The sequence below is a fragment of the Proteus terrae subsp. cibarius genome (genome assembly GCF_011045835.1).
GTDB lineage: Bacteria > Pseudomonadota > Gammaproteobacteria > Enterobacterales > Enterobacteriaceae > Proteus > Proteus cibarius.
Window position 1 is genome coordinate 942,840 of sequence record NZ_CP047349.1, and the last position, 24,110, is coordinate 966,949.

Below are 24,110 nucleotides of genomic sequence, written 5' to 3' on the forward strand. Positions count from 1 at the left end.
CTTACTTATTTCTATCAGATGCATTATTAAGTGTAGAAGAGAATAAAATGAATATAAAAATGAAAGCTGAAATAGATTTATTTACTCTTTCTTGAATGTTTTCATTTTAGTTGGAGAGTCAACCATAACTGCGTCTGCACCTAATTCAGTGGCTTGAATATAGTCTTTCTCTGTGTTGACCCCAAAAAGAACAATATGAGCATTGCCACCAGCACGAAAACAAGACATCGCGTCTTTATCCCAACTCAGAACGGAAGCGGAACGCGCTTCACCTAATGTGTACTTCTCAACAACTTCGACTTTGCGGTGCAGTTCAAGTCCATACCAACGAGTAATATCTAAATTTTCAGGTAACAGGCAAACATGGCTCATAGTGATATTGGCTAGAATATCACGAGTGATATCACGGCTTTCAAAACGTTGTACATTAGTCGGTAAAGCATCAAGAAATGCAGAATTTGTAGAATAAACGCGAGTTCTATCCAGTGCGTTATGATTACGAAGTACGGTGGTTAACGCTTCACTTTGGATTGCAGGATCAGCATCTGGTGATTTTAAATCAAGATAAAACTGTGTTGTGGGGAATTGAGTTAAGATCTCATCCAATGTCGGAATAGTGACACCTTTATTTCGATAAGGAAATTGCTGGGCTTCACCAAATTTATAGCCAGCATCCCATTGCTTCAGCTGCTGTGCAGTAAATTCAGAAATACTACCTTGTCCATTCGTTAAGCTTTTTAAATCGCTAGGGCGATAAAGGACTGGAATATTATCTTTTGATAATTGAATAGTGATCCAAATTGCATCAGCTTGATTCGAGAGCGCTGTTTTTATAGCAATTTCAGTATTTTCAGGGGCATCAGCTGTGCCACCACGATGTGCGATAATTTTAGGAGATGCCATAAGGATTACAGAATAAAAAAAGAGAGAAATAGCGATGAATAATTTGATCATGAAAAAATTATTTCCTTGTTTTATATATGGTTACAAAACAATATTTAAAATTAATGTAATTAATCAAAGAGCAAAAACAATCTATCATCACTTTGTGACAATTCTATAAATAAACAGACTAATTCAGATTTTTATGAGAAATACACCTCAATAGGGTGAGATGATAGCGAATAAAAATTGTAGTTAACATTTATTTACTGTATATTTAAACAGTAGATAAGGTGAGGTGATTGTATGCGTAAAATTATTCATGTTGATATGGATTGTTTTTATGCTGCGATTGAAATGCGAGATAATCCAGCACTAAAAGAGATCCCTATTGCGGTTGGAGGCAATGCTTCTAGTCGAGGTGTGATCTGTACGGCGAATTATCCCGCCCGTCGTTTTGGTGTCCGTAGTGCTATGTCAACGGCAACAGCGTTGAAGTTATGTCCTCACTTAAAAGTGCTATCCGGTAGGATGGCTCTCTATAAAGAAACATCAGCAAAAATACGCCAAATCTTTTCTCGTTATACTCATCTTATTGAACCTCTTTCACTCGATGAAGCTTACCTTGATGTTTCTGACAGTAAGCATTGTCATGGCTCAGCAACGCTGATGGCTCAAGAAATTCGCCAGCAAATTTTTGATGAGTTAAATCTCACGGCATCCGCAGGTATTGCACCGATTAAATTTCTTGCAAAAATTGCCTCTGATATGAATAAACCAAATGGGCAATTTGTTATTACACCAGAACAAGTCGATGATTTTATTTTAAAATTACCACTTAATAAAATACCGGGTGTAGGGAAGGTGACATTTGCTCGTTTGCAAGAAATGGGGTTAGAAACTTGTGCTGATATTCGTCGCACCGATGTCATTTCTTTAGTAAAAGCGTTTGGAAAATTTGGTCAAAATTTATGGGAACGCAGTCATGGTATTGATGAACGTGAAATTAATCCAGATAGACTCAGGAAATCAGTCGGAGTTGAACGTACTTTTGCCTCAGATATTAATTCTTGGGATGATTGCTTGGCATTACTTGATGGATTGTATAGCGAATTAGAAAGGCGATTAACAAAAGTTAAACCGGATCTAAGAATAGCAAGGCAAGGCGTTAAATTAAAATTTGATGATTTTCAATTAACAACACAAGAGCATGCTCATCCTATTTTAGAAAAAGCCGATTTAATCAATATTGCCTATCAAGCATGGCATGAGCGTCGAAATGGTAGAGGCGTCCGGTTAATCGGATTTCATGTCACCTTGCAAGATCCACAAATAGAGCGACAACTTCTTTTAGCGTTATAAAAATTAAAAAAACCATAGTCAATCAATAGATAGACTATGGTTAACACAGTTAATTTATGTAGTTAATCTATGTAGCATTACCAACGATAATTCATTGTTGCTGTCATCGTTCTTCCAATGCCATAAAAACAAGCCGTATCACCAGCACAAGATGCAACATAATGTTTATTCGCAATATTATTCATATTAAGCTGAATTTCAGCACCTTTTAAAGAAGGTGATAATTCACCTAATGAATAACCAATCATCGCATCGTAAAGAGTCACTGCAGGTACACTAACTGTATTTTTGGTATCGCCTTGAGATACACCCACATATCTGACACCAACACCCGCTTTAGCGCCATTAAATAGCCCAGAGGTTTCATCATATTGACCCCAGAGTGATGCTATATGTTTAGGAACTCTAGGGAGTTCTTTTCCTTGTGTTCCCGCAATAATGGTTTTTCTTACTTCAGTATCGGTATAAGAATAACTGCTGATAAATGAAATGTTTTCAGTTAATTGGCTATTAATTTGTGCTTCAACACCACGGCTTCTAATTTCACCCACTGGTTCAAAATACGCTTTTTCAGCATTGTAGTTGGTAACATTACGTTGTTGTAATTGATAAACAGAGAGTGTTGCCAATGTTTGCTCATTTGGTGTGAGGTATTTTATTCCGGCCTCTAATTGACGACCTTCGCTAGGCTCAAAAGGGGCACTTCCTGGTGCTCGGCGAGTTTGTAAATTAGGTTCGAACGAAGTGCTATAGCTTATATATGGTGAAATACCATTATCAAAAGCATATAAAAGCCCAGCACGACCCGTTAGTTTATGATCATCTTGCTGATCATAGCTTTTCGCTAAGAAATCATGAGTACGAACTTGAGCCCAATCTTGGCGTAATCCTGCAAGTAAGATCCAATTTTTCCATTGGATCTGATCTTGTAGATATAACCCAATTTGATCACGTTTTTGTAGCTGATCGGTCGCAGGTTTTTGTAAACTCATATCGATAGGATAATGATAGTTAGGATTACGCCAGTCAAGATCGTATTCTGGCCCTATTGCTCGAAGCAAATTATCTTGATCTTTGCTCCATTGATAATCAATACCAGCAATCACAGTATGATTAAGTTTTGCAGTGGTAAAGTCGGCTTGTAAACGAGTATCTATTCCTAAAGTATCTGTTTCACGTTGCTCTTGTTGTGCTCGGCGTTCAAGAACATAAGGGTTATCTTTTCTTAAAGAGCCAAATACAAGATATTTATATTTCTGATTAATATGGCTATATCGAGCATTTTGTACAATTTTTAGTGAATCACTAAATTCGTGTTCAAATTCATAGCCTATACCATATTGTTGACGCCATGATTTATGGTAATCGGGATTGTTAACATCAAAATCAAAGGGAATAGTACCTGCCGGAGTGCTTTTAACCGTACCATAAGCAGGTAAAAAATTACGATATCCAGCTTCAGGCTCTTGCTGAATAAAGCTTAGTAGCGTTAAGCGAGTTTGTTCATTAGGTAAGAAAGTAATAGCTGGAGCAAGTGCAAAACGTTCTTCTTTATAGTTTTTTATTTGGGTGTGTTGTGTTTTTGCAACACCGTTTAGGCGATAAAGCACTCGATTGTCATCACTTAATGCACCTGAAAAATCAAAAGCGGTTTCTGCTAATTTATCATTGCCTGCTCGTACTTGAATATGGCGAATAGGGGATGCAGTTGGTCTTTTGCTTGTCATTGCCACAAGGCCACCCGGATTGACTTGGCCATAAAGAACGGATGCAGGCCCTCTGACCACTTCAACGCGCTCTAATAACCAGGGATCAATTGCACCCGTTGATGATGAAGCGCCCATTCCATAACTTAGGCCGTCAAGAAAACGGGGGGCATAACTGTATCCACGAATAAAAACCTCATCATTACGATTAGAACTTCCACGATATTCTGTGAAAACTCCGGGCGTATAACGTAATGCTTGAGAAACTGAACTGACATCTTGAGCATCCATTTGATCACGCGTGATCACACTAATGGATTGTGGTGTTTTTTCAATTTCACTCGGTGTTTTATTTGTTGATAACGTTTTTGTTGCCACAAAACCGGAAACAGGCGCTTGAGGATCTTGCGATGGAGATGCCGTAACAATTATCTTTTCAGGTATGTTTTGATTGATGGCTGCATGAATTTGAACAGAGAGTAAACTTAGAGGTAAGGCGAGAAAGACGCTAGCAACGTAATTTTTATTAGACACAATAGAACCCTTTAGTTTTTTATTTTTTAACTTTAAATATGGAAGCCATGAAAATATCACTCCGAAAATATTAATGCTAATGATAATGATTAGCATTCTATATATTTAATTCATTAAGATTTATTTTTTATTCGATAATGGAATAAGTGATTATGTAATTGGCTATATAAGGAATAAATTATGATCTTTAAGGGAAATAGCGTGTAATTTGAGGGGATAATTTATTTCTTGGTGATAGTTTTAGGCACAAAAAACCCGCCAATTAAGCGGGTTCCATTATTAATATTAAAGCGAAATTATTTAGCAGGGATCGCTTTTAAAATCGCAGTTAATAATTGCCAGTATTGACCGACGCTTTTAACGTGAACACGTTCGTCTGGTGAGTGAGCACCACGGATTGTTGGCCCAATAGAAACCATATCCATATCTGGGTAAGGTTTTTTGAACAGACCACACTCAAGACCTGCGTGGATAACCATGATGTTTGGCACTTTATCAAACAGTTGTTGGTAAGTGTCACGAACTAAATGCATAACAGGAGAGTCTGCATCTGGTTTCCAACCTGGGTAACCGCCTTTGGTTTCGATATCCGCTTTAGCCAGTTTTGCTAATGCTGTCAGCATACTAACAACATAGGTTTTACCGCTATCAATCAGAGAACGAATTAAGCATAAGATTTCTACTTTATCGTCAACAATGCTAACAACACCTACGTTTAATGAAGTTTCAACAACACCTTCAACGTCGTCACTCATACGAATAACGCCATTTGGCATAGCATTAAGTAGGTTAATTAAGCGTTCTTGGCAATCTGCTGTGAAAACTTTTTTATCTGTTGTTGTATCAATTAATTCAACTTTTAGATTTTTTTCTGCAATAGCTAATTCTGTTTTTAACAGAGCTTCAAATTTCGCTTTTACTGCGTCTAGTTGGCTTGCTTTATCCGCTGGAATTGCAAAAACAATGTTTGCTTCACGAGGAATAGCATTACGCAGTGTACCACCATGAAAATCAATTAATTTCAGTGATAATTCTTCTGCATGACCTGCTAAGAAACGCGCTAATAATTTATTTGCGTTACCTAAACCTAAATGGATATCGCCACCTGAGTGACCACCATTTAATCCTTTCAGAACCAGTTGTTTAACAACGTGGCCTGCTGGAATTGCATCGTAAGAAAGGCTTACTGTGGTTTTAACATCAATACCACCCGCACAACCCATGTAGATTTCACCTTCTTCTTCAGAGTCTGTGTTGATAAGAATATCAGCTTGTAACCAACCTGGTTGTAAACCAAATGCTCCGTCCATGCCTGTTTCTTCAGTCATGGTTAACAGAACTTCTAATGGGCCGTGTTTAACAGTATCGTCAGCTAAAACAGCTAATGCAGATGCCATGCCTACACCATTATCAGCACCTAATGTAGTGCCTTTAGCTTTGATCCACTCACCGTCAATATAAGGTTGAATCGGATCTTTAGTGAAGTCGTGAACGGTGTCGTTGTTTTTTTGTGGCACCATATCTAAGTGTGCTTGTAAAACAACGGCTTTACGATCTTCCATGCCTTTAGTTGCTGGTTTACGAATTAAAATATTGCCAACTGCATCGCGCTGTGCAAAAAGACCTTTTTCACTTGCCCAAGAAAGAATATGGGAAGCTAAGGCTTCTTCATGATGTGATGGATGTGGAATCGAACAAATTTTTGCAAAAATATCCCATAGTGGTTGTGGGGATAGAGTAGATAGTTCAGACACGATGGATCTCCTCTAACAGCATCTGTGTTATTGATAGCCTACCGCTTTTAAGGGCTAGCTTTATTATTCTGAGCGTTATACGCCAATATAGTTGAGAATATCACTTTCTTCTGATGAATGCGTCATTGTATTCACATCTCTATCTAAGAAATTAGATCTCTATTTTGTATTCATTTTTTATATAGTTCGTTTTTTAATCACAAAAAGACATTACAGAAAAAAATGAGGTTAATCTCACCTGTTTTCACGTTTTCTCTGGTTTTTAGGCGCTCAAATCACTATAATCTCGCGCAACCTTTTTTTCCGCAAAAAAGCTTCTCTCGAAATTCAAGTAGCTAGGATCACAATATTATGAGCGAAAAATATGTTGTAACGTGGGATATGTTGCAAATACATGCCCGTCAATTGGCGCAACGTTTATTACCAGTCGAACAGTGGACAGGCATTATTGCTGTCAGCCGTGGGGGATTAGTCCCTGCTGCATTACTTGCTCGTGAATTAGGTATCCGTCATGTGGATACAGTCTGCATTTCTAGCTATGACCACGACCATCAGCGTGACCTCAAAATCTTAAAAAAAGCAGAAGGTGATGGTGAAGGCTTTATCGTTGTTGACGATTTAGTTGATACTGGTGGTACTGCTAAAGTTATTCGTGAAATGTATCCAAAAGCCCATTTCGTCACTATCTTTGCAAAACCAGAAGGGCGTCCTTTAGTGGATGATTTTGTGGTTGATATTCCGCAAAATACATGGATTGAACAGCCTTGGGATATGGGTGTTGCCTTTATTCCACCAGTTTGCGATCAAAAATAAGTTGATAGCATTCGTTTTGCTGTTTTGATTGAGATCCTCGCTTAGGCGGGGATTTTTGTTTTTAAGCTTTTTCTCTTCCTCTTAATGGTGTCTTCGTGCGGTTGCTTGTTGTGATACACATTGTTCCAGTCGATTTCATGCTATGATAAAGCCAGACTTTTTAGCCCCTTTTATACGATATCCACTGATTTGAAGAGTGATATGGCAAACAATACGAATCTTTCTGAAACTTTATTTAAGCCAAGAGCAAAACACGCTGAAACCTCAACGCTAATTCAGTACACCCATCCAAAATCGAATATTAATACTTATACCGTGCTTAATGGTACGAGCCAGCAAAATTGGTATCGAACTATTCAACGTTTACTTTGGATCTGGCGTGGAATTTCTCCTATTGAGATAGAAGAGGTGTTAAGCCGAATTGCGGTACAGGATGCCCCTCGTAGTGATGATAAATTTATTGATACCGTTGTCGGGTATCGTAAAGGTGGTTGGTCATTTGAGTGGTCGCACCAAGCGATGATCTGGCAACAAAAAGCATTACGTGAAGAGTCCGGTGATGCAGCTGCAGATTGTTGGTTACAAGCCGCACATCTTTATAGTATTGCCGCATATCCCTTTATTAATGGTGATTTTTTAGCGGAGCAAGCCGTTATTTTGTCGATGAAAGCCTTTGAGAATGCGACGAAATTTTCTTCTTTTGAAGTCAAAAAATTGACATTTAAATTAGAAGGAAAAGGGACGACAACAGGTTTTCTGCATTTACCAAAAGATTGCAGAGGCCCTTATCCTACTGTGTTATTTTGCGGTGGATTAGACGGCTTACAGAGCGATTATGTTAGATTCTTCCGTGATTATCTTTCCCCTAAAGGTATTGCAATGTTAACACTGGATATGCCCGCAATTGGTTATTCAGTAAAGCAAAAACTAACGGAAGATACATGCCATTTACAAGGTGAAGTTCTAAAGCAACTTTCTGAAGTACCTTGGATTGATCATACTCGTATTGGTGTGATGGGCTTTCGCTTTGGCGGTAATATTGCTGTGCGTTTAGCTTATATCTACCCCAAATTAATTAAAGGTGTTGTTGCTTTAGGTCCGTTGATCCACACTTTCTTTACCCAAGCTGAATTACAGAAAAAAATTCCTGTGATGTATCTTGATGTATTAGCAAGCCGCTTAGGGTTATGGAATATTGACGAGAATAATCTTCGATTATCGTTGAGCAGTTATTCCCTGAAAAACCAAGGTTTGATTGGACGACGCATGCCTGTTCCTATGATGGGGGTTTATTGGAAAGGTGATGAAATGAGCCCTAAAGAGGATTCGCAATTAATTGCACGCTCCTCGATGGATGGTGACATTCTTGCTATTAACGATAAACCGCTTTATGAAGGTTTAGAGCTTGCGTTACAAAAAAGCGCAGATTGGATCTATGATAAATTAATATAATTAATTTTGAACAATAACTTGCTAATTATATTAGATTATATAACAGTAGAGTTTCTAAGGAGACTGAATTTATGACTTCATCTTTGAACCCTACCCGAGGTAAGTTATTAAAGCGTTTTGCTCAAATCGGCCCATATATCCGAGAGCAACAATGCCAAGAGAGCCAGTTCTTTTTTGACTGTTTAGCTGTGTGTGTAAATAAAAAAGTCGCGCCGGAAAAACGAGAGTTTTGGGGCTGGTGGATGGAATTAGAACGTAATAATGAACAGCTTATTTATCATTATCAAATTGGGCTATTCGATAAAAATGGTGATTGGCTCCATCAGAACATAAGTAAGAATGATGTTGTTGAGTCAATCAATGAAACACTTATTCGTTTTCATGAATTTCTTCAACTCGCGGTGAGTGAATTAGAAATGACACTCATCCCAGATGAAAAAATGAACAAATTTCCTCTTCCCATTCAGCCCTAATTTTGTGTTAGGGCAACTTTTCATAGATTTTGCGTTATGTCAGTTGGCATAACGCTTCTCTCCTGATAAAACTGTGTATTATCTTTTTAAATAATCAACAAGAATGGTAAATGTTATGAGTAGCAGCCAAACGCTGGTTGTTAAATTAGGGACAAGTGTACTTACTGGTGGTTCACGACGTCTGGATCAGTCTCATATTGTTGAGCTGGTTCGCCAATGTGCTAAACAACACGAAAAAGGGCACCGGATTATTATTGTCACTTCTGGTGCAATTGCAGCAGGACGTGAATATTTAAATTATCCTGATTTGCCCGCAACTATTGCGTCAAAACAGTTGCTTGCCGCTGTGGGGCAAAGTGCCTTAATTCAAGTATGGAAACAGTTATTTGCTATCTATGGTATTCATATTGGTCAAATGCTATTAACGCGTGCCGATATTGAAGATAGAGAACGTTTCCTGAATGCGCGTGATACATTACATGCGCTGTTAGATAACCATATTATTCCCGTTATCAATGAAAATGATGCTGTTGCCACCGCGGAAATTAAAGTGGGCGATAACGATAATTTGTCAGCATTAGCCGCTATTTTAGGTGGTGCTGATAAACTGTTATTACTAACGGATATTGAAGGGCTTTACACGGCTGATCCCCGTAGTAATCCAGATGCTAAACTGATCCCTGAAGTTTTTGATATCAATGATGAGTTACGTCAAATGGCGGGTGATAGCGTATCAGGGTTAGGTACGGGCGGCATGGCAACAAAATTGCAAGCCGCAACTGTTGCAGGGCGAGCAGGTATTGATGTTGTTATCGCCGCAGGCGTACAACCGGAAGTTATTGCCAAAGTCATTAATGATGAGCCTGTTGGAACATTATTTCATGGCTTACAAAGCCCATTAGAAGCGCGTAAGCGGTGGATCTTTGGTGCGCCAATTGCTGGTGTGATAGTGGTTGATGAAGGGGCTGAAAACGCAATTAAAGAAAAAGGTAGTTCCCTTTTACCAAAAGGTATCAAAGAAATTAAAGGCGATTTCTCTCGTGGATGTGTTATCCGCATTCAAAGTTTACAAGGTAAAGATCTCGCTCATGGTGTTGCACACTATAATAGTGATGCATTGCGTTTAATAGCAGGACACCATTCACAAGAAATTAGTCAAATTTTAGGCTACGAGTATGGCAGTGTTGCTGTGCATCGTGATGATATGATTGTTAGCTAAGGAGCCTTCTGATGTTAGAACAAATGGGTAAATCTGCAAGAGAGGCATCTTGGCATTTAGCTCAACTATCAACGGAGCAAAAAAATCAGGCATTATTAGTTATGGCTGATTTATTAGAACAACAAGAAGCTTCAATTCTTGCAGCAAATGAAAAAGATATGCAAGCGGCTCGTGAAGCCAATATCAATACCGCTATGCTTGATCGTTTATTGCTTAATTCTGCACGTTTAAAAGCAATTGCTGATGATGTACGACAAGTGTGTCGCTTAGAAGATCCAGTGGGGCAAGTTATCGATGGTCGTATGCTAGATAGCGGTTTACGTTTAGAGCGTCGCCGTGTACCGTTGGGTGTTGTGGGTGTTATTTATGAAGCCCGCCCTAATGTCACCATTGATGTCGCTTCTTTATGTTTGAAAACAGGTAACGCGGCTATTCTTCGTGGTGGAAAAGAAACCCATCATACTAACCAAGCGGTTGTTGGGGTAATTCAACAAGCATTAGAAAAATGTGGTATTCCAGCTGGCGCTATTCAGGCAATTGATAAGCCTGATCGTGAGTTAGTCGCTAAAATGCTAAAAATGGATGAGTATATTGATATGCTTATTCCACGAGGTGGGGCAGGATTGCATAAACTTTGCCGTGAGCAATCAACCATTCCAGTTATTACTGGTGGCATCGGTGTTTGCCATACTTTTGTGGATGAAAGCGCAGATTTAGAAAAAGCATTAACGGTTATCGTAAATGCAAAAGTACAACGTCCAAGTGCGTGTAACTCTTTAGAAACGCTTTTAGTACATGAGAATATCGCAGCGTTATTTTTACCGCAGTTAAGTGATGCTATGGCAGCTCAAAAAGTGACTTTGCATTCAAGTGAAAAAGCATTGGCAGGGCTGAAAAAAGGCGGAGCTACTGTTGTTGATGTGAAAGATGCGGATTATTGCGATGAATGGTTATCACTTGATTTAAACGTGGAAGTGGTGAGTAGTTTAACTGAGGCAATTAGCCATATTCGCCGTTATGGAACTGCACACTCTGATGCTATTTTAACGCAATCTATCGCTAATGCTGATCGCTTTGTTCGTCAAGTTGATTCGGCCGCTGTGTATGTTAATGCAAGTACGCGTTTTACTGATGGCGGGCAATTCGGTTTAGGTGCCGAAGTTGCTGTTAGTACACAGAAATTACATGCTAGAGGCCCGATGGGATTAGATGCCCTAACAACCTACAAATGGATTGGTTACGGCGATAATACAATTCGTAGCTAATTGTTAATATGAATAAATAAGCCATACTTTTTCTAAAGTGTGGCTTTATTTTTTTGTTACATCAGGTATGATATTTTATACTTTACAGTATGTAAATTTTTAATTACACCCTTAAAAGGGAACACACTATGGAGATAGTGCATTTTATGGATAGTACAATTTACCTTATCGGACCTAGAGGTGCAGGAAAAACAACAGTAGGTAAAGCACTTTCCCTCTCGTTAAATTATAGATTCATTGATACGGATGATTGGATAACTCAAAAATATCAACAAACTATATCTTCTATGGTTCAAGATAAAGGTTGGGAGTTTTTTCGACAAACTGAATCAGAAGCGCTCATCCAAGTTAGCCAACCTAATCAAGTTATCTCAACAGGTGGCGGTATGATTTTGGCAGATCAAAATCGTGCTTATATGAAATCTTTAGGTGTTATTATTTATTTACAGGCATCTCTTGAAACTTTAGTTGAGCGTTTATCTCAAGATCCGAATGAAGCACAAAGACCAAGTTTAACGGGTAAAACGTTAGTTTCAGAAATGAATGACGTTTTGGCTAAACGTGAACCTTTATATTTGCAATGTGCTGATATTATTGTCGATGCTGGATTACCTATTAATGAGATTATTGAGGTAATTCTCGCAAAACTCACGAAATAATTAAGAAGTCGTCTGATATAAAGGGTAAAACAGGGAACATCTATTTTATTTTCATCACATCCTATTTATAGTAAGGCTAATTATAGCAAAATGAGATATGGATATGATGTTGATAGCGTTTTTTAAAACACTATTTAAATTCTTATTTAGAGTAAGAATTGAAGGACTTGTTAATCAGTTTTCACAATATGAAAAATGTATAATTACACCCAATCATACTTCTTTTATTGACGGTATATTATTACGTTTATTCCTGCCTATTAATCCTGTGTTTGCTGTTTATACCTCTGTTGCTTCTGCAAAAACGACAAGATGGTTAGGTCGTTATGCTGATATCGTACCTTTAGATCCCGCCAACCCAATGGCTGTTCGTCAGTTAGTTAAAGAAGTGGATAAAGGTCGTCCTGTTGTGATTTTCCCTGAAGGAAGGATCACAGTAACAAATGGTTTGATGAAAATTTATGAGGGTGCTGCTTTTATTGCCGCAAAATCAGGCGCTAAAGTTGTTCCTGTCAGAATTGAAGGTGCTGAATTCAGCTATTTTTCACGAGTACGTAAAAGCTTACGAGTAAAGTCTCAATTCTTTCCTAGAATTACCATCAAGGTACTCCCTGCTGTTGATTTACCGATGCCAAAAGCTGAAAAATCTTCTGAACGTCGCCGATTAGCAGGTGAAGCCATGCGTGACATCATGATGGAAGCCATCATGCAAACACGACCTAATATCACGCTGTATGAAGCGTTTTTACAGGCAATGTCTCAATATGGTCGATTCAGTCCACTAATTTCTGATATCAGCCTAAAAGAAGATTCTTATCAAGGGTTATTGAAAAAAACGCTAGGGATCAGCCGATTGATTGAGCGTTACACAGAGCCCAAAGAGCGTATCGGTTTACTGCTTCCAAATACAACCGTCACAGCGGCTGCACTATTAGGTGCAACAATGCGTCAACGTGTTGTGGCAATGCTTAACTACACGGCGGGTAGTTTAGGTGTACAAAATGCGATGAAAGCCGCATCAATCAAAACTATCTTTACATCACGCCAATTTTTAGAAAAAGGGAATTTGTTACATATTCCTGAGCAAACCCCTGAAGCAAATTGGATTTATCTTGAGGATCTAAAAGACACGGTTACCAGTGAAGATAAACGCTGGATCTTTAAACATCTCATTACGCCTAAAAAAGCGATGTTACCGCAAGACGCAAATGATGCTGCCGTTATTTTATTTACATCAGGCTCAGAGGGAACACCTAAAGGTGTTGTTCACAGTCATTCAAGTTTATTGGCTAACGTTGATCAAATTCGTGCAATTGCTGACTTTTCACCGAAAGACAAATTTATGTCAGCATTGCCGTTATTCCATGCATTTGGTTTAACTGCTTGCTTGCTGACTCCAATTTGCTTGGGTGCACGCGTTTTTCTTTATCCAAGTCCGCTACACTATCGAGTCGTGCCTGAATTGGTCTATGACCAAAACTGTACGGTATTATTCGGCACATCAACCTTTTTAGGAAACTACGGAAAATTTGCTCATCCTTATGATTTTGCCAGAGTCAGATATGTGGTTGCTGGGGCTGAAAAGCTCTCTGAATCAACCCGTGTTTTATGGCAAGAGAAATTCGGTATTCGTATTTTAGAAGGTTATGGCGTAACAGAATGCGCACCTGTTGTTTCAATCAACGTACCTATGAGTGCCAAAGCTCATACAGTGGGGCGTTTATTACCTGGTATGGAAGGGCGCTTAATTCCTATGAATGGTATTACTGAAGGCGGTAGGCTACAACTACGTGGCCCTAACGTAATGATGGGATACTTACGTGTAGAATCACCTGAAAAATTGGAAGTCCCTGTAGCAACCAATGCTGAAGGTATTGACGAAGAAGGTTGGTACGACACCGGTGATATCGTTTCTATTGATAGTGAAGGTTTTTGTACTATTAAAGGGCGTGTAAAACGCTTTGCAAAAATTGCGGGTGAAATGGTTTCTCTTGAGGGTGTTGAGCAGCTTGCTCGTAAAGCATCTAAAGGTGAGCACGCCGTTGTGACAATAAGTGATAAACGCAGAGGTGAATCATTAGTACTGTTCACAACTGATAAGCAATTAGATCGTAGTACGCTGTCAACATTGGCAAAATCGGAAGGTGTTGCTGAAATTGCTGTACCAAAGGATATTCGTTTTATCAAAGAAATTCCTGTTTTAGGAAGTGGGAAAACGGATTTTGTCTCATTGAAAAAACTTGCTGAACAGGAAAATAACTAATGTCAGAGAATATTAGCCAGCCTCCTTTAATGAGTAGGGGAATGAAAGCGGTATTGGTATCGCAATTTCTTTCTGCTTTTGCTGACAATGCATTATTGTTTGCGATCCTCGCTCAGTTTAAATCGGCACTTTACCCAGACTGGAGCCAGCCTGTTTTACAAATGGTCTTTGTGCTGGCTTTTATTCTCTTAGCACCTTTTGTAGGACAGTTTGCTGATCGTAATCCTAAAGGTAGGGTTATGCTCAGTGGCAACCTTCTAAAATTCGTAGGCGCATTTCTTATCTGTGTAGGCTCAGATCCTTTCCTTGGTTATGCCTTAGTTGGAATTGGTGCCGCTGTTTATTCTCCTGCTAAATATGGCATTTTGGGTGAATTAACAGATGGCGAGCGTTTAGTTAAAGCAAATGGCTTAATGGAAGCATCTACCATTGCCGCTATTTTACTGGGATCAGTTATTGGTGGTTTACTCTCAGACTGGAGTATTGTTTTTGCATTAGGTGTTTGTGCAGCAATGTATGGCTTAGCTGTATTTGTTAACTTTGGTATACCTAAATTATCAGCAGCTCAAATTGGCCGTGGTTGGAACATTAAAAAAATGTTCATTCAGTTTCTTGAGGCTACACGTACTTTATGGGCTGACAAAGAAAGTCGTTTTTCTTTAGTGGGAACTAGTATGTTTTGGGGCGCAGGAGTTACATTGCGCTTTTTACTTGTTCAATGGGTACCTATTGCTTTAGGTATGACTGACAATACGACCCCTACTGTATTAAATGCGATGGTTGCTATCGGGATTGTGGTCGGTGCTGGATTAGCTGCTAAATTTGTGACACTGAAAACAGTGCGTCGTTGCATGCCTGCTGGTATTTTAATTGGTCTTGGTGTTGTTTACTTCTCATTGCAAACTTCAATTATTCCATCCTATCTAATCCTTATCATCATCGGTATTTTTGGTGGTTTCTTTGTCGTTCCTCTGAATGCGCTATTACAAGACAAAGGAAAGCACAGTGTGGGTGCTGGTAATGCCATCGCTGTACAGAATCTTGGTGAAAATACAGCAATGCTATTAATGCTTGGATTATTCTCACTGGTTACGAGCATTGGCGTATCTGTCGTTGCTATTGGGATTGGCTTTGGTGCTATTTTTGCCTTAGCAATTGGTGGTTTATGGTTATGGGATTGCACCAGAAAGAAATCTTAAATAATGAGATTTAGAATAGAGGTTAGATGAACCTTAATGATAAATTACGATGAAATGACCCGCTTAAGTATTGAGGTGGGTAAAGTGTTAATTGAAAAGAAGAGTACGATAACAACTGCTGAATCTTGCACTGGCGGATGGATTGCGAAAGTTATCACGGATATTGCAGGAAGTTCTGAATATTATCATCGTGGCTTTGTAACATATAGCAATGAAGCAAAGCATGAAATGATAGGCGTTGATGAGCAAACTTTGCTTAAATACGGCGCGGTGAGTGAAGAAGTAGTTCTTCAAATGGCTAAAGGGGCTCTGATAACAGCTAATGCAGATTTTGCAGTATCAGTTAGTGGTATTGCAGGCCCTGGTGGCGGGAGTGAAGAAAAACCTGTTGGTTTAGTTTGGTTCGGCTTTGCAATGAAAACACCAAAAGGTATTCAAGCTACGGCAAAACACTGTATATTCAGTGGTTCACGAGAGCAAGTAAGAGCTGATTCTGTTATTTTTTCTTTAAAATCAATAATTAAAGAAATTATTAATAATTAACTTGATACTGTATGATTATACAGTATAATAAATTTCAACAAGCAAAATCATATACGTTTTAATGGTAGTGACCCATATTTATGTTTCACTGCCCAGAGGGAGATAACATGGCTATTGATGAAAACAAACAAAAAGCATTGGCCGCAGCACTTGGTCAAATTGAAAAGCAATTTGGTAAAGGGTCTATCATGCGTCTGGGTGAAGATCGTTCCATGAATGTTGAAACCATCTCTACGGGTTCTTTATCATTAGACGTTGCTTTGGGTGCTGGTGGTTTACCACGCGGTCGTATTGTTGAAATCTATGGCCCTGAATCTTCTGGTAAAACTACGCTAACACTACAAGTTATTGCAGCAGCTCAACGCGAAGGTAAAATTTGTGCATTTATCGATGCTGAGCACGCTTTAGACCCTATCTATGCTAAAAAACTGGGCGTAGATATTGATAACCTTCTATGTTCTCAGCCTGATACTGGTGAGCAAGCCTTAGAAATTTGTGATGCATTATCTCGTTCTGGTGCTGTTGATGTTATCGTTGTTGACTCCGTTGCCGCTTTAACACCAAAAGCAGAAATTGAAGGTGAAATTGGTGATTCACACGTTGGTCTAGCGGCTCGTATGATGAGCCAAGCTATGCGTAAATTAGCGGGTAACCTGAAAAATTCCAACACATTGCTTATTTTCATCAACCAAATTCGTATGAAAATCGGTGTTATGTTTGGTAACCCTGAAACCACAACAGGCGGTAATGCACTTAAATTCTACGCTTCTGTTCGTTTAGATATTCGTCGTATCGGTTCTGTTAAAAACGGTGATGAAGTTGTTGGTAGTGAAACTCGTGTTAAAGTGGTGAAAAATAAAATTGCAGCACCATTTAAACAAGCTGAATTCCAAATTATGTATGGCGAAGGTATCAACACCTTTGGTGAACTGATTGATTTAGGTGTTAAACATAAATTGGTAGAGAAAGCGGGTGCATGGTACAGCTACAATGGTGAGAAAATTGGTCAAGGTAAAGCCAATGCAACAACTTACCTAAAAGAACACCCAGAAATGTACGATGAGTTAAACACCAAATTACGTGAAATGTTATTAAATCATGCTGGCGAATTTACTAGTGCAGCTGATTTTACTAACAATAGCGATGATGCAGCAGATATTGAAGAAAAAGAAGAATAATTCTTTTGCCAATACTCAAATTGCTAAATTGAATACGTATTAAAACATATTACGATTATTGTAGTTGTAAAACACTAGTCAATTAATGTGATTTAACTCACTTAAAAAAGGAAGCTCTAAAAAGGCTTCCTTTTTGCTATATATCGTATTTTTTATTCAAAATAGGGCTCAAATTAGTCTTACTTTGTTTTCTCCCTATGAAAAATAGCCTTTAACACTACTTTATTTAATATAACGATATTTTTTACTAACCTGATTTTTGTAGTTGTATGAAATTTTATATAGTGAAATTTTGGTGATATATCCTTATAGATAATTAATCTAAATAAGAATTATTACGATAATCTGGTTGCACCAGATAGTAAATAATTGACATATAAAGATAAATATCTTCAAGATATTTGGATCTAATTTAAATTGTATTCAACGGTTTGTTGAGATGTAAGGTGAATTTTATACTGACAAGTGCTTTTATTTTAGTAAGTTATCGTACTCTTAATATCTTATTTAAGTAATAGTGTTTATGTGTTTGTGACTAATTACCATGAGAAAAAGAGATTATTTGGAGAAAGGAAACGTATAGAGAGTAGCCCCATAAAAAATCAGTAATAACAAATACTTTTTAATAATTACAAAATGAAAATACTTTCAATTGTTAACATTTCTCAAAATAATTGCTCTTAAATAGAGAAAACTCCCATTCTCAGATAACAATCCCACTTTCAGAAAAAAACTAGACGATTTACAATGTCAACACGAATAAGTTTATCGGGGGTTTTACTTCTGACAGAAGAAATTCTATCTTATCCCTACTTATGTATTCGTTGGCTAAGTAGAGGTAACAATAAACCTCCTCTAACTAGATTTCTAATTTCTGTTTTTCCAGCTTGATTTCGGGATAATTATGAGCAAAAGCACCGCTGAGATCCGTCAGGCGTTTCTCGACTTTTTTCATACTAAAGGACATCAAATAGTACCTAGCAGTTCTTTGGTTCCAAATAACGATCCAACATTGCTGTTTACAAACGCAGGGATGAACCAATTCAAAGATGTGTTTCTTGGATTGGATAATAGACCTTATTCCCGAGCGACAACCGCGCAACGCTGTGTGCGCGCAGGTGGTAAACATAACGATTTAGAAAATGTGGGTTATACCGCTCGTCACCATACCTTCTTTGAAATGCTAGGTAATTTCAGTTTTGGTGACTACTTCAAACATGATGCGATCAATTTTGCTTGGGAATTATTAACAAGCAAAGAGTGGTTCAACTTACCTAAAGAAAGACTTTGGGTAACGGTATATGCCACCGATGATGAAGCTTATGATATTTGGAATAAAGAAATTGGTATTCCGGCAGAAAGAATAATCCGTATTGGTGATAACAAAGGTGCACCATTTGCATCAGATAACTTCTGGCAAATGGGGGATACAGGCCCTTGTGGACCTTGTACTGAAATATTTTATGATCATGGTGACCACATTTGGGGTGGGCCTCCAGGATCAGCAGAAGAAGATGGTGATCGCTATATTGAGATCTGGAACATCGTCTTCATGCAATTTAACCGTAAGTCAGACGGTACAATGGACCCATTACCAAAACCTTCTGTTGATACTGGTATGGGATTAGAGCGTATTACCGCTGTTTTACAGCATGTAAACTCTAACTATGACATTGATTTATTCCGTTCTTTAATTAAATCTGTTGCTCAAGTGACTAATGCAACGGATTTAGAAAATAAATCATTACGCGTTATTGCCGATCATATTCGTTCTTGCTCATTCCTTATTTGCGATGGCGTTATCCCTTCTAATGAAGGCCGTGGCTATGTTCTGCGTCGTATTATTCGTCGTGCAGTACGTCATGGTTATATGCTTGGCGCAAAAGATACCTTCTTCTATAAGCTAGTGGCTCCATTAATTGAAGTTATGGCAGAAGCTGGTGAAGAATTAAAACGCCAACAAGCTATCGTTGAAAAAGTATTAAAAACAGAAGAAGAGCAGTTTGCTCGTACGCTAGAACGTGGTCTGCAATTATTAGATGAAGAGCTTGCTCAATTAGCAGATGACGTTCTTCCAGGTGAAACGGCTTTCCGTCTTTATGATACCTATGGTTTCCCTCTTGATTTAACTGCCGATGTTTGTCGCGAAAGAAATATCAAAGTTGATGAAAAAGGCTTTGAAGTCGCGATGGAAGAGCAACGTAAACGTGCTCGTGAATCTAGCGGTTTCGGTACTGACTATAATAGTTTAATTAAAGTGGATAGTCGCAGTGAGTTCTCTGGTTATGATCATGATGAACAACAGGGCACAATTACCGCTATTTTCCATAACGGACAATCAGTCACTGAATTAAAAGCAGGTGAAGAAGGCATTATCTTCTTAAATAAAACCGCATTTTATGCAGAGTCTGGTGGCCAGGTTGGTGATAAAGGTGTTCTAACAGGCAAAGATAGCTTGTTTGAAGTCACAGATACGCAAAAATACGGTAAAGCTATTGGTCATATTGGTAAAGTTAACGTAGGGTCATTTATTGTTAACCATAAAATCAATGCCACTATCGATATTGCTCGTCGTGACGCTATTCGTTTAAATCACTCTGCGACGCACTTATTGCACGCAGCATTGCGCCAAGTTCTGGGTACGCATGTTACTCAGAAAGGTTCTTTAGTTAACGATAAATATCTGCGTTTTGACTTTTCTCATTTTGAAGCGGTTAAACCAGAACAATTACGACAAATTGAAGATATTGTAAATGCGCAAATCCGTCTTAACTCACCAGTTGTCACTGAGTTAATGGATCTCGAAGATGCAAAAGAAAAAGGTGCAATGGCACTCTTTGGTGAAAAATACGACGAACGAGTTCGTGTTTTAACAATGGGTGACTTCTCTACTGAGCTTTGCGGCGGTACTCACGCTTCTAGAACGGGTGATATTGGTTTATTCCGCATTGTCAGTGAGTCAGGTACGGCAGCTGGTATTCGTCGTATTGAGGCGATTACTGGTATTGCAGCAATTGAGAGTATTCATGAACAATCAGATCTTATCTCTCTTGTTGCACAAGTTCTAAAAAGCGATGGAACAAATTTGGTCGAAAGAATCAAAACAGTTCAAGAAAAACATCGTTTATTAGAAAAAGAACTTCAACAACTAAAAGATCAGCAAGCTGCTCAGGAGAGTTCCTCTTTAGGTAGCCAAGCTAAAAACGTGAAAGGTATCAAACTTTTAGTTCGTGAGCTTAATGGTGTTGAGCCAAAAATGTTAAGAACAATGGTTGATGATTTAAAAAATCAATTAGGTTCTGCAATTATTGTGCTTTCTACTATTTCTGATGGTAAAGTGAGCTTAATTGTTGGGGTCACTAAAGATTTAACTGCTAAAGTTAAAGCTGGTGAGCTAATTAGTTTTGTTGCACAGCAAATTGGCGGTAAAGGTGGCGGTCGCCCTGATATGGCTCAAGCTGGTGGTACTGACGTTGAAGCTTTACCAGCAGCTTTGGCAAGTGTTGACGAGTGGGTTGAATCGCATCTGTAAGCGGTAGCAACCTGAAAAAAGGCGCTATCCCTGTTTGTGTAGGGATAACGCCTTATAGAGATATTGGTAATTCGTTAAATAATCAATCACTAAATTTATATTTTGTTATGAAGTATGAGTTACTTGTGATAAATAATGATTATACGAATTGACAATGTATGATGGATAATGGCCGGGAAATTCTAGAGACCCGACTCTTGTAAATTTTCAAGGAGCAAAGAATGCTTATTCTAACTCGTCGAGTTGGTGAAACGCTTATGATAGGCGATGATGTGACCGTAACCGTTTTAGGGGTTAAAGGTAATCAGGTACGGATTGGCGTAAATGCACCCAAAGAAGTATCTGTCCATCGTGAAGAGATCTATCAACGAATTCAGGCCGAGAAAACTCAGCCTACTGATAACTACTAAACCAATTCCTATTTTTAGTTAGTTACATTCATTCGTAAGCGTCCACACTTTTGCCGGGTTTGGGCGCTTTTCTCTTTATAAGACTTTTGATTCCCTTCTTTGTTCCTATCTTTGCTCTCCTTGAGCTGTATTTATTATTGCACTATCCGTTTATTCTGATTGACAGAATTGAAAGTCTTTTTACCTCTAATCATTCGCTTCACAATTATTTGCTCTGTGAATAAATTTATTTACTAAGAGAATAAAATACTTGAATGATTTTTCATCAGCGATATCATTGTGTTTAGGACTTTTTTAGCCAATCTTGATGATAAACGCATCAGTTTGTTTGTGAAGTGTTCAAACAAACGTATATTCGTAAAAAGTTGAGAAAAATTGTTTGACTTCTTAGGCTGAGAAAGTAATATGTGCGCCACACAGAGACGAGATGTTCAGTAAGAACTTCTTCGAGTGGTTCTAAATATGGTGAGATGGCCGAGAGGCTGAAGGCGCTCCCCTGCTAAGGGAGTATGCGGTCAAAAGCTGCATCGAGGGTTCGAATCCCTCTCTCACCGCCATTTAGATTTGCATCCTTAGCTCAGCTGGATAGAGTACTCGGCTACGAACCGAGCGGTCGGAGGTTCGAATCCTCCAGGATGCACCATATTCCAACCCCATGATTAATGTATGGGGTTTTTATTTTGGTGCAAATGGTGAATAATTTGCATTAAAAGCGTAAAGTATTACAACGGCGCATCCTTAGCTCAGCTGGATAGAGTACTCGGCTACGAACCGAGCGGTCGGAGGTTCGAATCCTCCAGGATGCACCATCTCATTACTCAGATTGCCAGTTGCAATATGAGCAGCTAGAAAGATAACTACGACGCATCCTTAGCTCAGCTGGATAGAGTACTCGGCTACGAACCGAGCGGTCGGAGGTTCGAATCCTCCAGGATGCACCATCTTTTATTAGATATCTTAGTTTAATTATTTCTAGCAAAAACGTCAGACCTGCATCCTTAGCTCAGCTGGATAGAGTACTCGGCTACGAACCGAGCGGTCGGAGGTTCGAATCCTCCAGGATGCACCATCTTAAAAGCCTCGCTAATTGCGGGGCTTTTTGCTTTCTAGCGTTCTCTTATTTTTCATCATATTACGTCTTTGTGTAGCACCAACTAACAATGCTAACATCATCTAATCAGCGACAATTTAGTGACTTTGCGATAAAGTAACTCCTATCTATTTACTAACATCAATCAACGCGGGAGGTCACCTTTGATCCCGGACGTATCAAAAGCGCTTTCTTGGTTGGAAGCACACCCTAAAGTTTTATGTGGAATCCACCGTGGTATAGAGCGTGAAACCTTAAGAGTTACGCCAGAAGGTAATTTAGCATCAACAGAGCATCCTATTTCATTAGGTAAATCATTAACTCATAAATGGATCACAACTGATTTTGCTGAGTCTCTATTAGAGTTTATTACACCTGTTGATGACAACATTGCACATACCTTGCATTTTTTAGGTGATTTACATCGCTATACAGCACGTCACTTAGATAATGAACGTATGTGGCCTATGAGTATGCCTTGCTTTATTGAAGCGGAAGATAAGATTACGCTGGCTCAATTTGGCACATCTAATGTTGGGCGTTTTAAAACACTCTACCGTGAAGGGCTTAAAAATCGTTATGGCGCGTTAATGCAAACTATTTCAGGTGTGCATTACAACTTCTCACTGCCTATCGAGTTTTGGCAAGCCTGGGCAAATGTAAAAGATGAAGAGAGTGGGAAAGAGGCGATTTCAGACGGTTACTTGCGTCTAATTCGTAACTACTATCGCTTTGGCTGGATCATTCCATTCTTCTTTGGTGCATCACCGGCAATTTGTGGATCTTTCTTGAAAGGAAGAGAAACAAATCTACCATTTGAAGACACGCCTAAAGGGGCGAAGTATTTACCTTATGCAACTTCATTACGTTTAAGTGATTTAGGGTATACCAATAAATCTCAAAGCGATTTAGATATTACCTTTAATCATCTTGAAACTTACGTTAAAGGGCTGAAAAAAGCGATTCATAAGCCTTCTGAAGAGTTTGCTAAATTAGGTGTTAAGAAAGACGGTGAGTATATTCAGTTAAACACCAATGTGTTACAAATTGAAAATGAACTCTATGCACCTATTCGTCCTAAGCGTGTAGTTAAAGGTGATGAATCACCTTCTGATGCATTATTACGTGGTGGTATTGAGTATATCGAGGTTCGCTCACTTGATATCAATCCATTTACACCAATTGGTGTTGATGAAACTCAAATTCGCTTTCTTGATTTATTCCTTATCTGGTGTGTATTAGCTGATGCTCCAGAGATGAGCGCCTCTGAATTAGCGTGTTGCCGTTCAAATTGGAATAACGTTATTCTAGAAGGGCGTAAGCCGGGTCAAGTTATTGGAATGGGTTGTGGCGAAAGAAAAGAGCCACTAGCGCAAGTTGGTAAAGCCTTATTTGCAGATTTAGAACGTGTTGCTAATGTTCTTGATTGCTGTTCAGGCACTAAATATATGGAAGTTTGCGTTAAGTTAGAAGAAATGTTTGATAATCCTGAATTAACTTTCTCTGGCAGACTTTTAGACAAAATTAAAACACAAGGCATTGGTGGTTTTGGCTTGTCTTTAGCTGAAGAATATTACCAAGAATTAATTAAAACACCTTATGAAACGTTAACTGATGAAGCTTTTGATCATGAGAGAATTTCATCCATAAAACGTCAAGAAGAGTTAGAAAAGAGTGATACCATTTCTTTTGATGAGTATTTGAAGATCCATGCGGGGACAAACACCGATAACGTGGCTTCCTAAACTTAGATAGAAAAAAGCCACACTAAGATTT

General features: G+C 38.6%; 17 protein-coding genes and 5 tRNA genes. 19 read left to right on the forward strand and 3 right to left on the reverse strand.

What is annotated here, in order from left to right:
- Window positions 1-81: 81 nt before the first annotated feature.
- Entirely contained in the window at window positions 82-954 is an 873-nt protein-coding gene (locus GTH25_RS04310) for a glycerophosphodiester phosphodiesterase family protein (RefSeq protein WP_075672389.1), read from the reverse strand.
- A 234-nt stretch (window positions 955-1,188) separates the two neighbouring features.
- Between GTH25_RS04310 and dinB the strand changes: the two genes are divergently transcribed.
- The gene (dinB, locus tag GTH25_RS04315; RefSeq protein ID WP_098943944.1) at window positions 1,189-2,244 is read left to right on the forward strand and encodes a DNA polymerase IV; all 1,056 of its coding nucleotides are present in this window, start codon (window positions 1,189-1,191) and stop codon (window positions 2,242-2,244) included.
- Between the two features lie 77 nt (window positions 2,245-2,321).
- On the opposite strand, the gene GTH25_RS04320 is transcribed toward dinB, so the two are convergent.
- Window positions 2,322-4,484 (reverse strand): TonB-dependent siderophore receptor, encoded by a 2,163-nt coding sequence (locus GTH25_RS04320; protein WP_156733085.1) that lies wholly within the window; start codon window positions 4,482-4,484, stop codon window positions 2,322-2,324.
- A 296-nt stretch (window positions 4,485-4,780) separates the two neighbouring features.
- Entirely contained in the window at window positions 4,781-6,238 is a 1,458-nt protein-coding gene (pepD, locus tag GTH25_RS04325) for a beta-Ala-His dipeptidase (protein WP_075672395.1), read from the reverse strand.
- A 351-nt stretch (window positions 6,239-6,589) separates the two neighbouring features.
- On the opposite strand from pepD, the gene gpt reads away from it, so the two are divergent.
- The 18 genes from gpt (at window position 6,590) to gshA (ending at window position 24,079) form a co-directional block, all read left to right on the forward strand.
- Entirely contained in the window at window positions 6,590-7,051 is a 462-nt protein-coding gene (gene gpt, locus GTH25_RS04330) for a xanthine phosphoribosyltransferase (protein ID WP_006534780.1), read from the forward strand.
- A 201-nt stretch (window positions 7,052-7,252) separates the two neighbouring features.
- Window positions 7,253-8,503: an esterase FrsA gene (gene frsA / locus GTH25_RS04335; RefSeq protein ID WP_156733086.1), complete on the forward strand. Its 1,251-nt coding sequence runs from the start codon at window positions 7,253-7,255 to the stop codon at window positions 8,501-8,503.
- A 71-nt stretch (window positions 8,504-8,574) separates the two neighbouring features.
- On the forward strand, window positions 8,575-8,976 hold the full coding sequence (crl, locus tag GTH25_RS04340; RefSeq protein ID WP_075672399.1) for a sigma factor-binding protein Crl: 402 nt from the start codon (window positions 8,575-8,577) through the stop codon (window positions 8,974-8,976).
- Between the two features lie 115 nt (window positions 8,977-9,091).
- A complete protein-coding gene (gene proB, locus GTH25_RS04345; RefSeq protein WP_036911879.1) occupies window positions 9,092-10,195 on the forward strand; it encodes a glutamate 5-kinase in 1,104 nt (367 codons plus the stop codon).
- Window positions 10,196-10,206: 11 nt separating this feature from the next.
- Window positions 10,207-11,460: a glutamate-5-semialdehyde dehydrogenase gene (locus GTH25_RS04350; RefSeq protein WP_075672401.1), complete on the forward strand. Its 1,254-nt coding sequence runs from the start codon at window positions 10,207-10,209 to the stop codon at window positions 11,458-11,460.
- Window positions 11,461-11,606: 146 nt separating this feature from the next.
- Entirely contained in the window at window positions 11,607-12,119 is a 513-nt protein-coding gene (aroL, locus tag GTH25_RS04355; protein WP_075672403.1) for a shikimate kinase AroL, read from the forward strand.
- A 103-nt stretch (window positions 12,120-12,222) separates the two neighbouring features.
- Window positions 12,223-14,382: a bifunctional acyl-ACP--phospholipid O-acyltransferase/long-chain-fatty-acid--ACP ligase gene (gene aas / locus GTH25_RS04360; RefSeq protein ID WP_083629080.1), complete on the forward strand. Its 2,160-nt coding sequence runs from the start codon at window positions 12,223-12,225 to the stop codon at window positions 14,380-14,382.
- Window positions 14,382-15,581 carry a lysophospholipid transporter LplT gene (lplT, locus tag GTH25_RS04365; protein ID WP_099659854.1) on the forward strand — a complete coding sequence of 400 codons (1,200 nt, stop codon included), beginning with the start codon at window positions 14,382-14,384 and terminating at the stop codon, window positions 15,579-15,581. Before aas ends, lplT begins: the two co-directional genes overlap by 1 nt.
- 36 nt (window positions 15,582-15,617) lie before the next feature.
- Window positions 15,618-16,124: a nicotinamide-nucleotide amidase gene (gene pncC, locus GTH25_RS04370; RefSeq protein ID WP_075672407.1), complete on the forward strand. Its 507-nt coding sequence runs from the start codon at window positions 15,618-15,620 to the stop codon at window positions 16,122-16,124.
- 107 nt (window positions 16,125-16,231) lie between these two features.
- Entirely contained in the window at window positions 16,232-17,302 is a 1,071-nt protein-coding gene (gene recA / locus GTH25_RS04375; protein WP_075672409.1) for a recombinase RecA, read from the forward strand.
- 904 nt (window positions 17,303-18,206) lie between these two features.
- Window positions 18,207-20,834, forward strand: a complete 2,628-nt coding sequence (gene alaS, locus GTH25_RS04380; RefSeq protein WP_156733087.1) for an alanine--tRNA ligase — start codon at window positions 18,207-18,209, stop codon at window positions 20,832-20,834.
- Window positions 20,835-21,055: 221 nt separating this feature from the next.
- Complete coding sequence (csrA, locus tag GTH25_RS04385; protein ID WP_004244778.1) at window positions 21,056-21,244, forward strand: carbon storage regulator CsrA; 189 nt, start codon at window positions 21,056-21,058, stop codon at window positions 21,242-21,244.
- Between the two features lie 464 nt (window positions 21,245-21,708).
- Window positions 21,709-21,801: transfer RNA gene (locus tag GTH25_RS04390), tRNA-Ser, on the forward strand.
- 9 nt (window positions 21,802-21,810) lie between these two features.
- Window positions 21,811-21,887: transfer RNA gene (locus GTH25_RS04395), tRNA-Arg, on the forward strand.
- A gap of 89 nt (window positions 21,888-21,976) precedes the next feature.
- Window positions 21,977-22,053: transfer RNA gene (locus GTH25_RS04400), tRNA-Arg, on the forward strand.
- Window positions 22,054-22,108: 55 nt separating this feature from the next.
- A tRNA-Arg gene (locus GTH25_RS04405) sits at window positions 22,109-22,185 on the forward strand.
- Window positions 22,186-22,236: 51 nt separating this feature from the next.
- Window positions 22,237-22,313 (forward strand) — tRNA-Arg (locus GTH25_RS04410).
- A 185-nt stretch (window positions 22,314-22,498) separates the two neighbouring features.
- Window positions 22,499-24,079 carry a glutamate--cysteine ligase gene (gshA, locus tag GTH25_RS04415; protein ID WP_075672413.1) on the forward strand — a complete coding sequence of 527 codons (1,581 nt, stop codon included), beginning with the start codon at window positions 22,499-22,501 and terminating at the stop codon, window positions 24,077-24,079.
- Window positions 24,080-24,110 lie beyond the last annotated feature (31 nt).